This is a genomic window from Bradyrhizobium icense (assembly GCF_001693385.1).
Taxonomy (GTDB): domain Bacteria; phylum Pseudomonadota; class Alphaproteobacteria; order Rhizobiales; family Xanthobacteraceae; genus Bradyrhizobium; species Bradyrhizobium icense.
This window is the reverse complement of sequence record NZ_CP016428.1, coordinates 3,377,056-3,395,202: the sequence shown is the minus strand read 5'-3', so window position 1 is coordinate 3,395,202 and position 18,147 is coordinate 3,377,056. Positions and strand designations below refer to the sequence as shown.

Below are 18,147 nucleotides of genomic sequence, written 5' to 3'. Positions count from 1 at the left end.
ATCATGATTCCCCAAGCAGCACGTCGCCCGCATGACCGAAGCGACCCGATGCGCTTCGCTCATCCGGGCTATGCATACGCTCTCCGATCCCGCCCTCACCCCTTGCGCGTTTTGCTGAGCAGGTAGTTGTCGTAGTAGTTCTCAGCGATCTGCGTGTAGAACAGCACTTCCTTCATGTAGGCGTCGTGGCTCTCCTTGGTCTTCTTGAAGAGCGCGCTCTTCTCGGCAATTCCGTTCAGATGGTCCTGCGTGGCCTGGTAGCAGGCCTCCATGACCGGTTGCGGGAAAGCGCGCAGCTCCGCTCCACCAGCGACAAGCCGCTTCAGGGCAGCGGGATTGACGCTGTCGTACTTTTCGATCATCCAGGCGCCTGCCGCCGAACCGGCCTGGCTGAGGACCGCCTGGTATGGCTTGGGAAGCGCATTCCACCTCTCCTCGTTTACGACCATGTGCAGCATGGCTCCGCCTTCCCACCAGCCGGGGAAGTAGTAGTACTTCGCCACCTTGTGAAGCCGAGCTTCTCATCGTCGTAGGGACCGACGAACTCCGCGGCATCGATCGTCCCTCGCTCGAGCGCCGGATAGACGTCACCGCCCGCGATCTGCTGCGGCACGACGCCAAGCTTTGCGAGCACGTGGCCGCCCATGCCCGCGATGCGGAACTTGAGGCCTTTGAGATCGTCGACGGTCTTGATCTCCTTGCGGAACCAGCCGCCCATTTGCGTACCGGAATTGCCGCACAGAATCGCATGCGCCTTGAACGGCTTCAGCGCCTCGTTGCAGAGATCAGCGCCGCCGCCGAACGTCCACCACGAATGCTGATGGCGATGGTTCATGCCAAACGGCGCGCCTGTCGCATAGGCCAGCGCCGGCTCCTTGCCGATGTAGAAATAGAGCGGCGTCTGCGCGATCTCGACGGTCGAAGAGCTCACCGCGTCAAGCGCCTGCAGGCCGGGCACGATCTCGCCTGCCGCAAAGGTCTGAATCTGAAACTTGTTGTCGGTGGCGTCAGCCACGTACTTTGCGAAAGTCTGCGCCGTGCCGAAGATGGTTTCGAGCGACTTCGGAAAGCTCGAGGTCAAGCGCCATTTGATCTCGGGTGCGGCTTGCGCAATCGCAGGTGCCGCAACCAGCGTCGTCGCGCCGACCACGGCGCTGCCCTTGAGGAACGTTCGGCGTTTCATGATGTGCTTGCTCCCTTGGATGCACGTCCATTGGCGCGGGACAAAGATCCTTCCGCCTCCGTTTGACCTCATCATAACGGACTTCGAGGCATGCGTGGAAGCAGAACCTCACCGTCATCAGGTGGATTGTCGCTTGAACCGCCTCAATCGGAGCAGCATTATTGATCCCCAGGGCGCCGCCGTCAGAGCGCCCGCTCCTGGGAGGTTACAGATGAAAGCATTCACATTGGGTGCGGCGATTGCACTCGCGTTTTCCGCTGCCGCCTACGCGCAAGCGCCAACCTGGACCGTTCCGGCGGAAAGCCAGCGTTGTCCGTCGAAATGGGGCGCGGCCGACGAGCGCGGTTCGGTCAATCACCAGAAGCCGGCGGCCGTGTTGAACGCCGCAAAACTGATCAAGACCGGCGAAGTGATCGAGCTCGCGCACGTGCTCGGCCCCAGCATGGCGTTCTTCGGAACGCGGCGCTTCGACATGCACACCAAGCGCACGTTCATGAACCAGTTCTCCAACATGCGCGGCTCGAACGAAGAGATCATCATTACCGAGCTCGGCCAGGTCGGTACGCAGTTCGATGGCTTTGCGCACCAGACCCATCTCAATAGCTGGTACAATTGCCAGAAGGTCGACGAGAACGCCGATCGCGGCGGCTTCAAGAAGTTCGGTATCCACAATGTCGGCGCGCTGTTCACGCGCGGCGTCCTGATCGACGTTGCGGGCTTCAAGGGCGTCGAAATGCTTGGTGACAATTACGAGATCACCGTGGACGATCTCGAGGGTGCGCTGAAGAAGCAAAATCTGTCGCTGCAGCCCGGTGATGCCGTGATCATCCATACCGGTTGGGGCAAGCTCTACGGCAAGGACAACCCGCGCTACGTGAAATCCTGCCCGGGCATCGGCGTGCCGGCCGCGCTCTGGCTTGCCGCAAAGGACCCGATGCTGCTCGGCGCCGACAACTGGCCGGTCGAAGTCGCGCCTAATCCCGACAAGCAATTGTCGCTTCCGGTGCACCAGATCGCGCTGGTGGTGAACGGCATCCATCTTTTGGAGAATCTCAAGCTCGACGAGCTCGTGCAAAAAGGCGTCGGAGAATTCGCCTTCGTGATGCAGCCGCTCAAAATCCAGGGCGGCTCGGGCTCCACGGTGTCGCCGATCGCGGTGAGGTAGCGGCTTATGACAGCAAGTAGCCCCGCATGAGTAAGTCGCTCATGCGGGTTACGCTTGCTACTCCTCGGTCGGCCCCGGAAGGAGACGGCGAAGCCGCTGAGCTTCGCGCCACGTCGCAAGACCCTCCTTCCCAAGGCGAGCGAGCCTGGTTGTCAACTGCACGAGGATGAGTGTGATCATGGCTGCCGGCCCGCTTTAGCAAACAGACGCCCGGTCTGACGCTCGGCGTCATCAGTCAGTTTGAACCCGCGGGCGGCAAGATACTGCTCGACCGCACGGTCAGCCTGCCGCTGCCGGCCTTCGATATAAACGCGCAACAATCGGGTGAAGAACGAGGGTTTTCCGGTCGGGGCAGAAAACCAGGCCCCAGTGGTGAGTACGTTCGCCATGGATGGCTCCTTTTATCGGAGTTGTCCTTGGGCGAATTTCCTTCCCTGATGCGAGAGATAGGTATTGGTACCAACAAATGCGAGATCAAATAGCTCGCAGTCATGCATCAATTTTGCACCGCGCCGCGCAACATGCCCGGCGCAATCACATGGCTGTAATATCAAATACGCATGTCCGCCGCGCCGAGGCGAATCATCGATGCTGCAAGATCAATGGGCGGCGTGCGAGTCGCGATTGCTCACTTCGCGAACGGGTTCACCCAGCCTCCCCGGCCCGCCGGCGCGCGCGGCGGATAGGCGGACGCGAGATAGCTCAGGACCTTTTCGCGGTCCTTGTCGTCGAGCGGCGGCATGTTGTGGCGGCGGATCATCAGGTCGATCGAATCCTCCCACTGCGCGCGCGTCATGCCCTGCTGCGCAACCAGATGGAAGCCATGGCAGGCGGTGCAGGTGTAGAAGGTCTCGTCGCGGCCGGGGCCTGCGGGAAACTCCTCCGGACTTTCGTCACGCGGCGTGAAGCCCGTTTGCGCCATGGCCGGCACTATCCAGAGCACGCCGGCCACCGCGAACCACGCAAAGCGCTGCATCATCCGACCAGTACGGCGATGCGGTGCATGGCGTTGCCGCCATAGCCTTGCGGATTCCAGAAGCCTGCCTGATGCGGCTGCATCGCGCCCTTGGAATCGGTGGCGCGCGCCCAGATCTCGAAATAGCCGTCACTCGGCAGTTTCAAGGTCGCTGTCCAGCGCTGCCAGTCGTATTTGTTTTTCGGCTTTTCCAGCGTGGCCCGCTGCCAGCTCGCGCCGAAATCGGTGGAGACATCCACCTGCTTGACGGTGAGATCGCCGGCCCAGGACGCGCCGCGCAGCTTCAGCTCCTTGGTGCCGGCCGCGAACTTGGCGCCGTTGGCCGGATTGGTGATGATCGAGCGCACCGGCATCGATTCCAGAATGCGGAAGTTTGCCGGATCGCCCTTGCCGCCGGGCACCATCGGCTTGATCGGGGTGCGATAGGAAAACTCCGTCATGCCGGGGCCGTCATGCTCGCGGTCACGGATGGTGATGCGCGTCAGCCATTTCTGCGAGGCCGAGCCTGACCAGCCCGGCACGATCAGGCGCACCGGCCCGCCATGGATGTTCGGCAGCGGCTTGCCGTTCATGGCCCAGACGATCATCGTGTTGGGGTCCATCGCCTTCTCCAGCCGCACGCCGCGCGAGAGGCTCGGCTTATTGGCGTCGCCGGACAGATGAAGATCGGCCGCATAATGCGCGGTGTATTTTGCTGATGGCTTCAGGCCCGCCTTCCTGAGCAGATCGGCGAGCGGCACGCCGGTCCATTCGGCGCAGCCGGCGCCGCCATTGGTCCACTGGTTGCCGCGCGCCGGCGGCGAGAATCCCGAACGGCCGTTGCCGCCGCATTCCAGCACCATGCGCCGCGTCACGGCCTTGTATTTCGATTTCAACTCGCCGACCGTGATCTCGATTCTGTTGTTGACCTCGCCGTCGATGGTGATCTTCCAGGCGTCTGGATCCTTCGTCTCCTCGGGGATCTGCCCGTTGTTGCGGATATAAAACTTCTCGATCGGCGTGGTGTCGTCGTCGAGCAGGCTTTCCGGCGTCTCGGCGACCAGCGGCTTTTCGCCGAGCACGACGAGGCCTTCGTGCTTGCCGGGAAATTTCAGGTATTGCGGCCCCTTCGCCGGGGCGGGCGCGGCGGCCGACGGGGGCGCGGCGGCCGGCGCGGCCTGCGCATGGGCCCGAGGAATTCCGCCGCCGTTGCGCGAGAGCGGCATCGCACCTCCGATCACGACGCCGATCGCAGCCAGTCCTGAACTGCCCAAAAATCTGCGCCGGCTGCTATCGAAATTGTTGCCATTGGGCGCATCGCGCCCGGACCTCCCCGCCATGATATCCTCCCTCGTTGCCCTATGCCGGGCTTTTTGGCCGCAGTTCCCTTCGGGAAACCCGGCTGGTGGGAGTATTCGCGTTTTGCGGCCTTGCTGCAAGACGGCCTGGGGGAGCCGCCGCGCGATTCTGCGCTTCGAGGCGTCCGGCATTGGCGTCAATTTGTCGCTCGACACGGCCCGCAAACCTTGCGAGATTCCAAGATGCAACCGCCCACAGAAAGGCGGGACATGCTTGTCGTTAGACCAGCATTGCTCGCAACTTCGATTGTGGAGTTGTGACTTTGTCTGCAAGGCAGACAGGCGGCCGTTAAATCGCGCCTTCGAAGTGCCGGCGATGTACTGGCAGCAATCATCATCACCGGTCGCTGAGGGGCAGGTATCGTCGTCTATCGAGGCATCGCCCGATAGCTGCCATGTCAAAGTTGGAAACAGCGGAGACCTGCAATGGCTAGTATCCAAGAAGCTCCGAGCAAGCTCGTTCTGAAAGCAGGCTCGACCACGCTTACGTTCGACAAGGATTCCGGCAAGGCGATACTGCAGCAAAAAATGTTGCTGTGGAACAAGAAGCCTGTCGAGTTCCCGCTCTCCGAAATCGACGACATCGCGGTGAAATCGGACGTGGACGGCATGTCCGGCGCACCAATCCACCACAGCGTCATGCACAGGCGCAATGGCGAGATCACCGTCCTGACCACCGAGGAAGCCAAGGACGCTGCCGAGACGGTCAAGAAGCTGCGCGGATTTGTCGGACTGCAGAGCTGAGGCGCAACACAGCGATGCGCGGCTTTGCGCTCCCGTAGCGATACCCGCGCTAGCTGTGAAGCTTCAGCCGTCGACGATCCTGTCGACCGCCTTGCGCTCGGCATGCATCGCGATGCCGATCGGATTGCAGCGACAGCCGTGATCGGCAGCGATTTTTGGCTCCCGTGCGACGGCGCGTACGCCAGATCAGCCCATGATCAGCCCATGTCCAGCACCATGCGGCCATCTATCTTGCCCGACTTCATCCGGTCGAAGATCGCGTTTATGTCGGCCAGCGGGGCCCTGGTGATCTCGCTATGCACCTTGCCTTCCGCGGCGAAGGCGATGGCTTCGTCGAGGTCCCGCCGCGTGCCGACGATCGAGCCGCGCACCGTGATCCGCTTGAGCACGACATCGAAGATCGGCGTCGGGAATTCGCCCGGCGGCAACCCGACCAGACTGACGGTGCCCTTCCGCCGCACCATCTTGAGCGCCTGCGCGAACGCTGCGGTCGAGACCGCCGTCACCAGCACGCCATGCGCCCCTCCCCCGGTATCCCGCAGCACGCTGTCGACGGCGTCGGCTGACATGGCATTGACCGCGTGATCGGCACCGGCCGCCCGCGCCAGCTTCAGCTTGTCCTCGGCAATGTCGAGTGCGACGACCTTCAGGCCCATCGCCTTTGCATACTGGACCGCGACATGACCGAGACCGCCGATGCCGGAAATGACGACCCATTCGCCGGGCCGCGTATCGGTCTCCTTCAACCCCTTGTAGGTGGTGACCCCGGCGCACAGAATCGGCGCGATGGCCGCGAAGTCCGCGCCGGCAGGCAACCGCGCGGCAAAGGCGGCCGACGCAACCACATATTCGGCGAAACCGCCGTTCACGCTGTAACCGGTATTGTGCTGATGCTCGCACAGCGTCTCCCAGCCGGTTTCGCAATATTCGCAGCGCATGCAGGCGTCGTGCAGCCAGGCAACGCCGACCGCATCGCCGAGCTTGAAATCGGCGACATCGGGGCCCAGCGCGGCCACCACGCCTGCGGCCTCGTGGCCGGGAATGAAGGGCGGCACAGGCTTGACCGGCCAATCGCCGGAAGCGGCGTGCAGATCGGTGTGACAGACGCCGCAGGCCTTGACCTTGACGAGAATCTCTCCCGGTCCCGGAACCGGCATCGGGACATCCTCGATTACAAGCGGTTTACCGAACGCCCGAACAACCGCCGCCTTCATCATCGTCGACATCTCTGATGTGCTCCGTTGCTGCTTGTTGGAGGCACATTAGAGCGTTAGCCTATCAGGTTGCAAGTAGCCGGCGGCGGTGAAGTAGTTTGTGGATTCTGCTGGCGTGTAGGTGTCGACGGTGCGCCCGATAGCGTCCCAAAGGCCGCCGACGGTGCGTTCGGCGGCCTTTCGCAAGCTTGCTTTGAGCTTGGCGAAGGCGTTTTCGATCGGGTTGAAGTCGGGGCTATAGGGCGGAAGGTAGAGAAGCGTCGCGCCAGCTGCCTCGATCATCTCACGTATGCGGGGCCCTTTGTGGCTGGAGAGGTTGTCCATGATGACAATAGCGTCGTCCGGGAGCTCGGGGACGAGCACCTTTTCGATGTAGGTTTCAAAGGCATCGCGATTGATGGGACCATCGAGCACCCAGGGCGCGATGATGCCGCGCGTGGTGAGGGCGGCGACGCAGGTTGTTGTTTTCCAGTGGCCGTGAGGAACGCTGGCCCGCAGGCGTTCTCCGCGCAGACATCGACCATGTGTTCGCGCCATGTTGGTCGATGCCCAGGTCTCGTCGATGAAGACGAGCCGATCCCGGTCGAGCTTGCCCTGGCTCTCGCGCCAGGCCTGGCGTCGCGTCAAGACATCCGGGCGATCTTGCTCTGTGGCATGGGCGGTCTTTTTTTACGCGTGATCTTGTGCCGCTCGAAGAAGCGTCGGATCGTGCCATAACCAAAGGACAGGCCTTGTTTGCTCAAGCTATCACGCAATTCCTCGATGGTGATGTCGGGTGAGGCCTTGAGCAGAGCCACGATCGTCGCATGATGGGCATCAATCCGGTGGGACTTGCGATCGCCGCCCTGAGCTCTCGGCTGGGCATCGCCTTGCTCCCGCTCGCGCGTTCGCCAGCGGCTTACGCTCGCCGCGCTGACGCCAAATCGCTCAGCAGCCTGCCGACCTGAAACGCCGCCTCCAATACAGGCCAGCACACGTTCGCGCAGATCCATCGACAGCGGTTTCGCCATGCCCGCCGGCCTCCAGTCCGGCGACCAGCTTGAATCACTAAAATGCTGATTTGTGAATCCCCGACGATTCAGTCAGATGGGCTAACGCTCTAGAGCGCGAGCGGGTTTTCAGTTTGATCGGTGTCAAACGTTTCGGAACCGCGCGCGGAAGACGAGCATGACAGTTCGATGACGCAGGCGCGGGTATCGGACGGAACGTTTCGAAAGCGAGACCTAGCGGTGGAACTTGAGCCGTCGACCTTACGCTCGGCGCGCATCGCGGTGCCGGCCGGATCGAGCTCGGCGCCGAAAGCCGGAAGTAAGTTTCGCCCTACCCATGGCGCGACGGATCAGCTCAGCGGATTCTGAAGGTCTACCTGCATCACATAGTTTTCGTAGGACTGATCGGCGATCACAAAATCCGTGGAGCCGATCCTGGTAAAGCCATGCCGGAGATAGAAGTCGATGGCCCGGAGGTTTTGGGCTTCGACTGTCAGCCAGGCGTTTTCGCCGCCCGTGCGCCTGCAGTGGTCCAGGGCACGACGCAACAGCGCGCTGCCCCTTCCGCCCGACTGGTGCCTCGGCTGAACATACAGTGTCGTGATTTCCAGCGGCGAGCAATCGGCCAGCGCGGGTGCAGCCGTCGAACAGACCGTCACGAAACCATCAATTCCGGTCCGGTTCTCCGATACCCAGATCGAAAGATCGGGATCGCCGATCGCGTTACGAAACTTCTGCGCCGTGAATTCTGCAAGGACATAGTCCGCAAACACCGGACTAACGCCATCCCGGAGATACGTATTCACCCAGACTTCGATGCTCACTGCGGCCAGGCTGGACGCATCTCTTACTTCGGCCTGCCTGATCATGCCCGCTCACATCCCTGCACGAGGGCCCTCAAAGCGGCGTCGGCGGGCCCGCTTTGAATTTATCGACGCCGCCGCGCTAGCTGTGAAACTTCAGCCCGTCGATGATCTTGTCAATCACCTTGCGCTCGGCGCGCATCGCGAGCCCGACGAGATTGAGCTCGGCGCGGATCACGGCGCGGACCACTTCGCGGTTGGCCGCGTCATGCGTGGTCCTGAACATGTCCTCGGTATAGACCGCGGGCGTGACGTTGCGGGCGAGTGAGCGCTCCAGCGCGCGGGAAAGCGCCGGGCGGTCGGCGCCGTAGATCAGGATCGGCTGGCCGATCAGCGAAAGATATTTCGTGCCCGATGCGTCTCCATAGGGCTCGCCGATACATTCGGGAAATGCCGCGGCAATACCGCCGGCCAGGAAGGACGCGACGTTGAGCTTCTGCCACGGTTCGAGATCGGTCCGGATCACGACCGCGATCTTGGTGTCGAATTGCATGAGAACTCCCATGTCATTCCGGGATGGTGCGCCAGCACCAGACCCGGAATCTCGAGATTCTCCGATGTGCAGTTGCACATCGGAGTTCGATGCTTCGCATCGCCCCGGAATGACAATAACAAAAATCACCCCTTCGCGTCGCAGGCCCAGGCGCGGATCACGCATTCCTTGCCGCCGAACTCGTAGCACTTCTTGGTCGCGGCATTGAGTGAACTGGAGATATTCGGTTTCACGGCATAACCGTGGGGGCCGCAGGGATTGGTCAGGTCGATAGCGAAGGCGGCGCAGGCGCGTTTCATGATGAGCGCGGTGCAGTTACCCTTGCATTGCTTCAGCGCCGCGGCGCGCGCGGCGGCCTCGGCAGGATAATCATAGGCTTGGCCATAGGCGCCGCATTTGCCGACCGCGAATGCGCCGGCCGCCCACGCCTTGCTGATGTAGCTCGAGACGGCCACCATCAGCGTCAATGCAACGACGAACAGCGCGCGGCGCCGTGCCGCGACGGTCGAAACGATCAATATCCCCTCCCCCGAGGTAACGGGAAGATTTTAGCGGGGGCGAGTTTCCAGTTGGTGAATGAGGGATTGAAGGAGTGAAGCGCCAATCTTTCCAAGACGTCGTCCCGACCTAGTGCGCAATTGCGCATCAGGCGCCGGGACGCATACGCCGCGGCCCTGGTGTGAGGCACGCGGGCGAACACTTTCTAAAACAAATGCCGCCTGTGGGTCCTTGCGTTTTACCCCCGCCGCGCAGCTTCGAGCGCTTGCGGTGTGTCGATGTCGAGGAAGGCGCTCTGGCCATCCACCGGGACTTCGGCCACGGCTTCCGAGTGCTTGGCGATCAGGTGGCGGGCGCCGACATCGCCGTCCAGTGTCATCAGCTCCTTGAAGAAACGCCGCGACCACAGCACGGGATTGCCGCGGCGGCCGTCGCTGACGGGAACGGCGATCAGGTGGCCGCGGTCCGGCGCGAAGGTCTCGATGAGCTGATCGATCAACTTGGCATCGATCAGCGGCATGTCGCCGAGGCAAATGACGGCGCCGTCGGCATTTTCGGGTACCGCCGCGATGCCGGCCTTGACCGACGACGCCAGCCCGCCGGCGAAATCCGGATTGCGGACGAACTTGACGTTAAGCCCCGCCAGCGCCTGCTCGACCAGTTCGGCCTGGTGGCCGGTTACGACAATCACCTCAGTCGCCCTCGACGCCAGCGCCTGTTCGGCCACGATGCGCACCAGCTTCTTGCCGTCGATCTCGGCCAGCAGCTTGTTGGGGCCGCCCATCCGCGTCGAGCGCCCGGCCGCCAGCACGATGGCGGCGACGTTGCGGTTGGCTTCGGTATCGGCAACCGTGCGCGGCTGCGGCCTGGTCACGATTTCCATCAACAGGCCGCCGACGCCCAAGCCGGTGATTTCGGCGCGCGTGACGTTCAGCCCCGCCAGCAACCGCATCAGCACCCAGTCAAAGCCGTTTTCGACCGGCGAGCGCGCACAGCCCGGCGCTCCCAGCACCGGCACGCCGCCGGCGCTGCCGATCAGCAGCAAATTGCCGGGATCGACCGGCATGCCGAAATGCTCGATCGCGCCGCCGATTTCGGTGATCGCGGCCGGAATCACGTCGCGGCGGTCGGCGATGGCGGATGCGCCGAACACGATTACCAGTTCAGCGCCGAGGGCGAGCAATTCCTTGATCGAGGACGCCAGCACGGCCTCATCATGCGGCACGCGCCGCTCGGCGACGATGCTGGCGCCGGCCGGTGCCAGCCGCTCCGCTGTCACGCGCAGGGTCTTGTCGATCACCTTCGGCGCAAGCCCGGGCAGCATGGTCGAGACCACGCCGACGCGCTTGATGACGTAAGGCGCAATTCGCAGTACATCCCGGCCTGCAGCAGCTACAGCCGCATCGCGCAGCTTCGCCTCGACCCCGAACGGAATGAGTTTTACGGTCGCGATCATCTCGCCTTCGACTACCGGCTTGAAGGCAGAGAGCGTCGCAAAGGTGATGGCTTCGTCGACGCCGTTGATACGGTCGACCGCGGCGCGGTCCACCACCAGCACGCCGGCTTGCGCCGCAAACAGATTGGCACGGCCGGTAAAGGCGCGCTCGACGTTGACGCCCTCGCCCGCGACCGCCTGCGCGATGCTGGCGGCGGCCTCGTCTTCGGAGACGTCGCCCTCCTCCAGCCGCACCACGACGATTTCCTTCACGCCCGCCTTGTCGAGCGCCTCGACCTCGGCGGCCCCGATCGTGGTGCCTTTCTTGAGTACCAGCGAACCCTGCCGCAGCGTGTGCACGGTGACGCCGCCAATCGCATCGGCCGGACTGGCGGGACCGAACTTCATGCTGCCTGCACCTTCGCGGTTTCTTTCGGCAGCCGAAGCTCGGCGGTGATCTCGGCCAAGATCGCGACCGCGATCTCCGAAGGCGACACCGCGCCGATGGAAAGGCCGATCGGCGCATGGATGCGCGCGATGTCGGCGTCGGATGCGCCCTGCGCCTTCAGCCGCTCGGCGCGCTTGGCATGAGTTTTTCGCGAACCCAGCGCGCCAATGTAGAAGCAGTCGCGCTCGAACGCGTGCAGCAGCGCCGGGTCGTCGATCTTCGGATCATGGGTCAGCGCGACGAACGCGGTGTAGTGGTCGATGTTGAGCGGCGGCAGCGCGACGTCGGGCCATTCCGCGATCAGCGGCACGTCGGGAAAGCGCTCGGGGCTGGCAAACGCGGTGCGCGGATCGACCACGGTCACGTCGTAGTCGAGCGAACGGGCGAGCGGCGCCAGCGCCTGGCTGATATGGACCGCGCCGACAATGACGAGCCGGGCGGTCGGCGCATAGACGTTGAGAAACAGCTTCTTGCCGCCGGACTCGATCATGCCGCTCTTACCCATGCGGAGCTGCTTTGAAAGCTCGGCGCTCAGCGGGTCGGTCGCGATATCCTTGGCCTTCACCAGCCGTTGATCGCCATTGGCGACATCGGTGACGACGATGACGGGCCGGCGCGCGGCGCGCTCGGCGTTGACTTGTGTGAGGGTTTCTAGTTTCACGATTGGCCCACCTTCTCGACGAAGACGCGGATGGTGCCGCCGCAGGACAGGCCGACATTCCAGGCGGTCTCGTCGGCAACGCCGAATTCGAGCATCTTGGGTTTGCCGCTGGCGATCACGTCGAGCGCTTCGGTGACGACGGCGCCCTCGACGCAGCCGCCGGAGACGGACCCCAGAAACGTACCGTCATCGTTGATGACGAGGCTGGAGCCGGCCGGCCGCGGCGCCGAGCCCCAGGTCTCCACCACGGTCGCCAGCGCGACGCCGTGTCCCGCCTTCTGCCAGTTTTCGGCGGCCTGCAGAATGTCTTCGTCGCGGTTGAGCATGGGATGCCCTTTCAAGCTGCTGAGCGGATGCGGCTCATGTGGTGCGGCGGGGGCGGCGCCGAAAGCGCCTCGATCAGCCCTTCCATCGAGGTCAAGTTATGCACCGGGCGGAATTCGTCAACGTGCGGCAGCATCATTTTGATGCCTTGCGCCTTGGCCTCGAAAGCGCTGTAACGCAACAGCGGGTTGAGCCAGATCAGGCGGCGGCAGGAGCGGTGCAGCCGGTCCATCTCGAAGGCGAGCTTGGCATCCGCCTCCCGCTCCAGCCCGTCGGAGATCAGGAGCACGATGGCGCCCTGCCCGAGCACGCGGCGGCCCCACAATTTGTTGAAAGAGTGCAGCGAGGTCGCGATCCTTGTGCCGCCGGCCCAGTCCTCCACCGAGGACGAACAGCTCGCCAAGGCTTCGTCGGGATCCTTGGCCCGCAGCGCCCGCGTGACGTTGGTCAGCCGCGTGCCGAACAGAAACACGGAGACACGCTTGCGGGCGTCGGTGATGGCATGGAGGAAATGCAGGAAGAGACGGGTATACTCGCTCATCGAGCCGGAGATATCGAGCAGCGCCACGATCGGCGCGGGCTTCTCGATCCGGCCGAGTTTTCGGATGTCGATGATCTCGCCACCGGTGCGCAAGGAACTGCGTAAGGTCCGGCGCATGTCGAGCCGCAGCCCCTTGGCGTCAGGCTGGTAGCGGCGGGTGCGCAGCTCCGCCTGAGGCAGCTTCATGTTGGCGATAGCGCGGGTCACTTCCGCGATCTCGGCCGCGCTCATCTGCGCAAAGTCTTTCTTCTGCAGGATCTCCTTGTCGGAGACGGACAGCCGCAGCTCCTGTTCCTGCACCTGCTCGGTCTCGTCGCGCATCGAGGGCTGCGCCAGTGCCTCCTGCACACGACGCGAGGCCGGCGGCGGCTTCTTTTTGGCGTGGTCCGGCAGCGGCACCGAATCCAGCATGTGCTTCCAGTCTTCGGCGGCGCGGAAGAACAGGTCGAAGGCCTGGGCGAAGATCAGCATATGCTCGTGGCGCTTGACGAAGATCGCTTCCAGCGTCGCGTAGACGTCGGCGCGGTTGCCGATCTCGATCGCCTGCAGTGCATTGAGCGCGTCGATCACGGCGCCGGGCCCGACGGGGATTCCGGCGGCGCGCAGCGCGCGGGCGAAGCCGACGACGTTGTCGGCCATGTGGCCGGTCGGGGGATTGAGGTGATCGATGGTGGTCATGGTCCGAACCAACTTCCGTCGTCATTCCGGGATGGTCCGAAGGACCAGACCCGGAATCTCGAGATTCTCAGGTGCACCATAGTTCGATGCTGACGCATCGCCCCCGAATGACGGGCGACGCTGTGGCCTAATCCTCGCTCGTCGCGTCCTTCAAAACCTTCTGCAGCGTATCGCCCTGCATGCGCGCGATGTCGTCCTGGTACTTCAACAGCGCACCCAGCGTGTCGCCGACCAGTTGCGGCGTCAGCGAGCGGGCGTCGAGTTCGGTCAGCGCGGTGGCCCAGTCGATGGTCTCGGCAACGCCCGGCGATTTGTAGAAATCCTGGTCGCGCAGCGCCTGCACGAAGCGGACGACCTGCTGCGACAGCTTTGCGGAAATATTGGGCACGCGCGACTTGACGATCGCAAGCTCGCGCTCGGCCTCGGGGTAATCCACCCAATGATAGAGACAGCGGCGCTTCAGCGCGTCGTGGATCTCGCGGGTGCGGTTCGAGGTGATGATGACGATCGGCGGATGCGGCGCCCTGATGGTGCCGAATTCGGGGATTGTGACCTGGAAGTCGCTGAGGATTTCCAGAAGATACGCCTCGAATGCCTCGTCGGCACGGTCGAGTTCGTCGATCAGCAGTACCGGCGCACCGGCGACATCAGGCTCCAGCGCCTGCAGCAGCGGGCGCTTGATCAGAAAGCGCTCGGCAAAGATATCCGACGACAATTGCTCACGGTCGGTATCGCCGGCGGCCTCCGCAAGGCGGATCGCGATCATCTGCGCCGCGCTGCTCCACTCGTAGACGGCAGAGGCAACGTCGAGTCCCTCGTAGCATTGCAGGCGGATCAGTTTTCGCCCGAGCGCGGCCGACAGAACCTTTGCGATTTCGGTCTTGCCGACACCCGCCTCGCCTTCGAGAAACAATGGCCGGCCCATGCGCAGCGACAGATAAGTCACCGTCGCCAGCGACCGCTCGGCGAGATAGCCGCGCGAGGTCAGGAGTTCGAGCATCCCATCGACGGATTTGGGCAGCGCCGATGTACTCATGGGATAGCCAATCTTGATGAGCCGGAAAGCAGCAAAACCTACTTCGCCGTCGCGGCTTCGACGGCACGGCGCGCCAGCACGCCGATCAGATGCGCGCGATATTCGGCGCTGCCGTGCAGATCGCTGTTCAGCCCCTCTGCTGATGCCGAAATGCCGTCGAGCACCTTGTGCGAAAAACGCTTCTTCAGCGCTTCCTCAAACGCGGTGGCGCGGAACACGCCTTCAGAGCCCGCGCCAGTGACGGCGACGCGCACGTCGGACGGACGCTTGGCGACGAACACGCCGACCAACGCATAACGCGAGGCCTGGTTGCGGAATTTGATATAGGCCGCCTTCTTCGGCAGCGGGAACATCACCTTGGTGATGATCTCGTCGCTTTCCAGCGCCGTCGTGAACAGGCCCTGGAAGAATTCCTCCGCCTTCAGCCGGCGCTTGTTGGTGACGATGGTGGCGCCGAGCGCAAGAACGGCTGCGGGATAATCCGCCGTGGGATCGTTGTTGGCGAGCGAGCCGCCGATCGTGCCCTTGTGGCGCACCGCGGGATCGCCGATGCCGCCGGCGAGTTCGGCGAGCGCAGGGATGGCTTCGCCGACGATCGGCGACGTCGCGACGTCGTTATGAGTTGCAGTGGCACCGACCACCAGCGAGCGGCCCTTCATCTCGATCGTATCGAGCCCTTCGATGTGGGAGAGGTCGACCAGATGCGGCGGGCTGGCGAGGCGCTGCTTCATGACCGGCACCAGCGTATGGCCGCCGGCGATTACCTTGGCATCTTCGTTCTTCACCAGGAGATTGGCGGCCTGCCGCACGGTCGCCGGACGATGGTATTTGAATTCGTACATGAGAACTTCCTGATCGCTACTCGCGATGAAATCGATTAGGCGAACTTGTCGATTAAGCGGGCATATCGGTTAAGCGGATTTGGCCATCGCCTTGGCGCCGGCGGCGATCGAGGTCACGATGTTCTGATAGCCGGTGCAGCGGCACAGATTGCCTTCGAGCTCTTCGCGGATGACGTGGTCCGAAAGATCGTGGCCCTTGCGGTTGACCAGATCGACCGCCGTCATGATCATGCCGGGGGTGCAAAAGCCGCACTGCAATCCGTGATGCTCGCGGAAGGCTTCCTGCATCGGATGCAGCGGCGCGCCGTCGGGCGCCAGGCCCTCGATGGTCTTGACCTCGTGGCCGTCAGCCATCACCGCAAGCGTGGTGCAGGACTTGACCGCCTTGCCGTCGACATGCACGACGCAGGCACCGCACTGCGAGGTGTCGCAGCCGACATGGGTGCCCGTCAGCCGGAGATTTTCCCGCAGAAACTGGACCAGAAGGGTACGGGGATCGACGTTGGCGTTTACGGGATTACCGTTCACGATCAGGGAAATCTTGGCCATCAGCACTCTCTTGGGCCGCACTGCCGGAGCCGGCAACGCAGGCGTTTATAGTCATTCCAAAGCCCATAATATGGGCCATCCCGATAATGAGCAACCTCAGGAGTCCCAACGAGCCCCTCTTCTGGGGCATGGCCTGAGTGACTTGACGGGGCTATCGGACTGGGCTCGCGGGATCGGACTCGCCAGAATCAGCCTGGTCAGAATCAGCCCTGCACGGCCTTGCCGAAATTGGCGAAAAATTCGTCGGCCAGCTTCTTGGCCGCGCCGTTGATCAGCCGCTGCCCGAGCTGGGCCAGCTTGCCGCCGATCTGGGCCTCGACGTTGTAGCTCAAGAGCGTGCCGCCATCCTTTTCGGTCAACGCCACCGTGGCGCCCCCCTTGGCAAAGCCGGCAACGCCGCCCTCGCCCTCGCCCGAGATCTTATAGCCGTTGGGCGGATCGAGATCGCTCAGCGTGACCCTGCCCTTGAAGCGGGCGGAGACCGGGCCGACCTTCATCTTCGCGGTGGCGCGGAAGCTGGTCTCATCGGTCTTTTCCAGCTCCTCGCAGCCGGGAATGCAGGCCTTCAGCACTTCCGGATCGTTCAGCTTGGCCCACACGGCCTCCCGCGACGCCGCAAGCTGGACTTCGCCGTTCATCGTCATGGCCATGGGAGTGCCTCCTGGATCGCGTCGACCTGATCTTCCCCAAGTAAAGCACGTCTGGGCCAAAAGGAAGGGCGATAAGCGATGCATATTCGCACGTGCAACAAGTGCAAGGCGACAAGGGCATTGGCATTGACAGGCCGGAATGGTTAGGTCGCGTCAATGAGTACGTCCCTCTCCCCCTTGCTTGCCCCGATGCTGTCGAGCGCCGCGATGCGCGCGGTCTGCGACGACGTGGCAAGCCTGCAGAACATGCTGGATTTCGAGGCGGCGCTGGCGCGCGCCGAGGCCGCAGCCGGGGTAATTCCGGCAAGCGCAGCCGACCCGATTTCCAGCGCGTGCCGGGCCGAATCATTCGACCTTGGCGCACTGGCCGAAGCCGCAACGAGGTCCGGCAACCTCGCCATTCCGCTCGTCAAGGCGCTGACATCCAATGTCGCCAAGGCGAACGCCGACGCGGCTCGCTACGTGCATTGGGGTGCAACCAGTCAGGACGTCATCGACACCGGCGCCATGCTCGGCCTTCGCGCCGGCATCGACGCGCTGCTCGTCGACGTCAATCGCGCCATCGCGGGCTTTGCCAAACTGGCGCGACAGCATCGCGACACTCCGGTCGTCGCCCGCACCTGGCTGCAGCACGCGCTGCCAATGCCGTTCGGACTGAAGCTCGCCGAATATGCCGCTGCATTGCACCGCTCGAAGTTGCGGCTGCAGCGCGTGCGCAGCGAAGCGCTGGCGCTGCAATTCGGCGGCGCTGCCGGCACGCTCGCGGCCCTCGGTGACAAGGGCTTGGCGGTCGCGGAAAAACTGGCCGAGGAACTGAAGCTGCCGCTAGCGGACGCGCCCTGGCACACCCATCGCGACCGCATTGCGGAAGCGGCATCTATATTGGCCATCGTCGCCGGCACCTGCGGCAAGATCGCGCGCGACGTGTCGCTGATGATGCAGACCGATGTCGGCGAAGCGTTCGAGCCGTCGGGCGAAGGCCGCGGCGGCTCTTCTACCATGCCGCACAAGCGCAATCCGGTGGCCGCGGCCAGCGCGCTTGCCGCAGCCACCATGGCGCCCAATCTCGCAGCAACGATCCTTGCCGCGCAGGTGCAGGATCACGAGCGCAGCGCCGGTCCGTGGCACGCGGAATGGCCGACGCTGCCGACGCTGTTGCTGGTCACATCAGGTGCGCTTGCGGCCATTGTGGATATCGCGGAAGGGCTGGAAATCGACGCCGCACGCATGCGCGCCAATCTCGACGCGACCGACGGGCTGATCATGGCCGAAGCGGTGGCGATGGCACTGGCCGAAAAGATCGGCAAGAGCGACGCGCACCATCTGGTCGAGACGGCGAGCAAGCAGGCGGTTAGAGACAAGAAGCATCTGCGCGATGTGCTGGCCGCGGATTCGAAAGTCACCGCGCAACTCGGGGCCGAGAAAATTGCAGATCTGTTCGAGCCGATGGCCTATCAGGGCGCGTCGCAGGCCCTGATTGACCGCCTGCTCGCCTCGCTTCACGACAAGTAAGAGACCGGA

Annotated in this window: 19 protein-coding genes and 1 pseudogene; 3 read left to right on the top strand and 17 right to left on the bottom strand. The window is 63.4% G+C overall.

All coding sequences use genetic code 11. The annotated features are described in order from the left end of the window. Positions 1-95: 95 nt before the first annotated feature. Positions 96-1,183: pseudogene (locus tag LMTR13_RS15810) on the bottom strand (TRAP transporter substrate-binding protein). A 211-nt stretch (positions 1,184-1,394) separates the two neighbouring features. Between LMTR13_RS15810 and LMTR13_RS15805 the strand changes: the two are divergent. Continuing rightward, positions 1,395-2,348 carry a cyclase family protein gene (locus LMTR13_RS15805; RefSeq protein ID WP_197521111.1) on the top strand — a complete coding sequence of 318 codons (954 nt, stop codon included), beginning with the start codon at positions 1,395-1,397 and terminating at the stop codon, positions 2,346-2,348. Between the two features lie 176 nt (positions 2,349-2,524). Here LMTR13_RS15805 and LMTR13_RS15800 read toward each other — a convergent pair whose 3' ends face one another. From LMTR13_RS15800 to LMTR13_RS15790, 3 genes are all read right to left on the bottom strand, one after another. Beyond that, complete coding sequence (locus LMTR13_RS15800; RefSeq protein WP_065728674.1) at positions 2,525-2,737, bottom strand: hypothetical protein; 213 nt, start codon at positions 2,735-2,737, stop codon at positions 2,525-2,527. Between the two features lie 239 nt (positions 2,738-2,976). Continuing rightward, on the bottom strand, positions 2,977-3,324 hold the full coding sequence (locus tag LMTR13_RS15795; RefSeq protein WP_156795645.1) for a hypothetical protein: 348 nt from the start codon (positions 3,322-3,324) through the stop codon (positions 2,977-2,979). Continuing rightward, complete coding sequence (locus LMTR13_RS15790) at positions 3,324-4,643, bottom strand: sulfite oxidase (protein ID WP_065728672.1); 1,320 nt, start codon at positions 4,641-4,643, stop codon at positions 3,324-3,326. The genes LMTR13_RS15795 and LMTR13_RS15790 overlap by 1 nt, the downstream gene beginning before the upstream one ends. Before the next feature lie 444 nt (positions 4,644-5,087). On the opposite strand from LMTR13_RS15790, the gene LMTR13_RS15785 reads away from it, so the two are divergent. Further along, positions 5,088-5,405, top strand: coding sequence for a hypothetical protein (locus LMTR13_RS15785; protein WP_065728671.1), 318 nt, complete (start codon positions 5,088-5,090; stop codon positions 5,403-5,405). Positions 5,406-5,602: 197 nt separating this feature from the next. On the opposite strand, the gene adhP is transcribed toward LMTR13_RS15785, so the two are convergent. The 13 genes from adhP to LMTR13_RS15715 all read right to left on the bottom strand — a co-directional run bounded on the left by adhP (position 5,603) and on the right by LMTR13_RS15715 (position 16,626). Further along, positions 5,603-6,631, bottom strand: a complete 1,029-nt coding sequence (gene adhP / locus LMTR13_RS15780) for an alcohol dehydrogenase AdhP (protein WP_065728670.1) — start codon at positions 6,629-6,631, stop codon at positions 5,603-5,605. 36 nt (positions 6,632-6,667) lie between these two features. Then, a protein-coding gene (locus LMTR13_RS39330; RefSeq protein ID WP_156795382.1) for an IS630 family transposase occupies positions 6,668-7,629 on the bottom strand; the annotation gives its coding sequence in 2 pieces (ribosomal slippage) (positions 6,668-7,290 and positions 7,290-7,629; 963 coding nt in all). 329 nt (positions 7,630-7,958) lie between these two features. Next, a complete protein-coding gene (locus LMTR13_RS15765; protein ID WP_065728669.1) occupies positions 7,959-8,477 on the bottom strand; it encodes a GNAT family N-acetyltransferase in 519 nt (172 codons plus the stop codon). 76 nt (positions 8,478-8,553) lie between these two features. Then, positions 8,554-8,964 (bottom strand): DUF2000 family protein, encoded by a 411-nt coding sequence (locus LMTR13_RS15760; RefSeq protein ID WP_065732725.1) that lies wholly within the window; start codon positions 8,962-8,964, stop codon positions 8,554-8,556. A 125-nt stretch (positions 8,965-9,089) separates the two neighbouring features. Further along, positions 9,090-9,479: a DUF4189 domain-containing protein gene (locus tag LMTR13_RS15755; protein ID WP_065732724.1), complete on the bottom strand. Its 390-nt coding sequence runs from the start codon at positions 9,477-9,479 to the stop codon at positions 9,090-9,092. A 221-nt stretch (positions 9,480-9,700) separates the two neighbouring features. Further along, positions 9,701-11,305: an NTP transferase domain-containing protein gene (locus LMTR13_RS15750; RefSeq protein WP_065728668.1), complete on the bottom strand. Its 1,605-nt coding sequence runs from the start codon at positions 11,303-11,305 to the stop codon at positions 9,701-9,703. Then, the gene (locus LMTR13_RS15745) at positions 11,302-12,006 is read right to left on the bottom strand and encodes an XdhC family protein (protein ID WP_065728667.1); all 705 of its coding nucleotides are present in this window, start codon (positions 12,004-12,006) and stop codon (positions 11,302-11,304) included. The genes LMTR13_RS15750 and LMTR13_RS15745 overlap by 4 nt, the downstream gene beginning before the upstream one ends. After that, the gene (locus tag LMTR13_RS15740) at positions 12,003-12,332 is read right to left on the bottom strand and encodes an XdhC family protein (RefSeq protein WP_025589337.1); all 330 of its coding nucleotides are present in this window, start codon (positions 12,330-12,332) and stop codon (positions 12,003-12,005) included. Before LMTR13_RS15740 ends, LMTR13_RS15745 begins: the two co-directional genes overlap by 4 nt. An 11-nt stretch (positions 12,333-12,343) precedes the next feature. Continuing rightward, on the bottom strand, positions 12,344-13,549 hold the full coding sequence (locus LMTR13_RS15735; protein ID WP_065728666.1) for a vWA domain-containing protein: 1,206 nt from the start codon (positions 13,547-13,549) through the stop codon (positions 12,344-12,346). Positions 13,550-13,676: 127 nt separating this feature from the next. Beyond that, positions 13,677-14,585 (bottom strand): AAA family ATPase, encoded by a 909-nt coding sequence (locus LMTR13_RS15730; RefSeq protein WP_065728665.1) that lies wholly within the window; start codon positions 14,583-14,585, stop codon positions 13,677-13,679. A 38-nt stretch (positions 14,586-14,623) separates the two neighbouring features. After that, entirely contained in the window at positions 14,624-15,427 is an 804-nt protein-coding gene (locus LMTR13_RS15725; RefSeq protein WP_065728664.1) for an FAD binding domain-containing protein, read from the bottom strand. 69 nt (positions 15,428-15,496) lie between these two features. Continuing rightward, a complete protein-coding gene (locus tag LMTR13_RS15720) occupies positions 15,497-15,976 on the bottom strand; it encodes a (2Fe-2S)-binding protein (RefSeq protein WP_065732723.1) in 480 nt (159 codons plus the stop codon). A 203-nt stretch (positions 15,977-16,179) separates the two neighbouring features. Beyond that, positions 16,180-16,626: a CoxG family protein gene (locus LMTR13_RS15715; RefSeq protein ID WP_065728663.1), complete on the bottom strand. Its 447-nt coding sequence runs from the start codon at positions 16,624-16,626 to the stop codon at positions 16,180-16,182. Positions 16,627-16,782: 156 nt separating this feature from the next. On the opposite strand from LMTR13_RS15715, the gene LMTR13_RS15710 reads away from it, so the two are divergent. After that, positions 16,783-18,138, top strand: coding sequence for a 3-carboxy-cis,cis-muconate cycloisomerase (locus LMTR13_RS15710; protein ID WP_065728662.1), 1,356 nt, complete (start codon positions 16,783-16,785; stop codon positions 18,136-18,138). Positions 18,139-18,147: the final 9 nt, after the last annotated feature.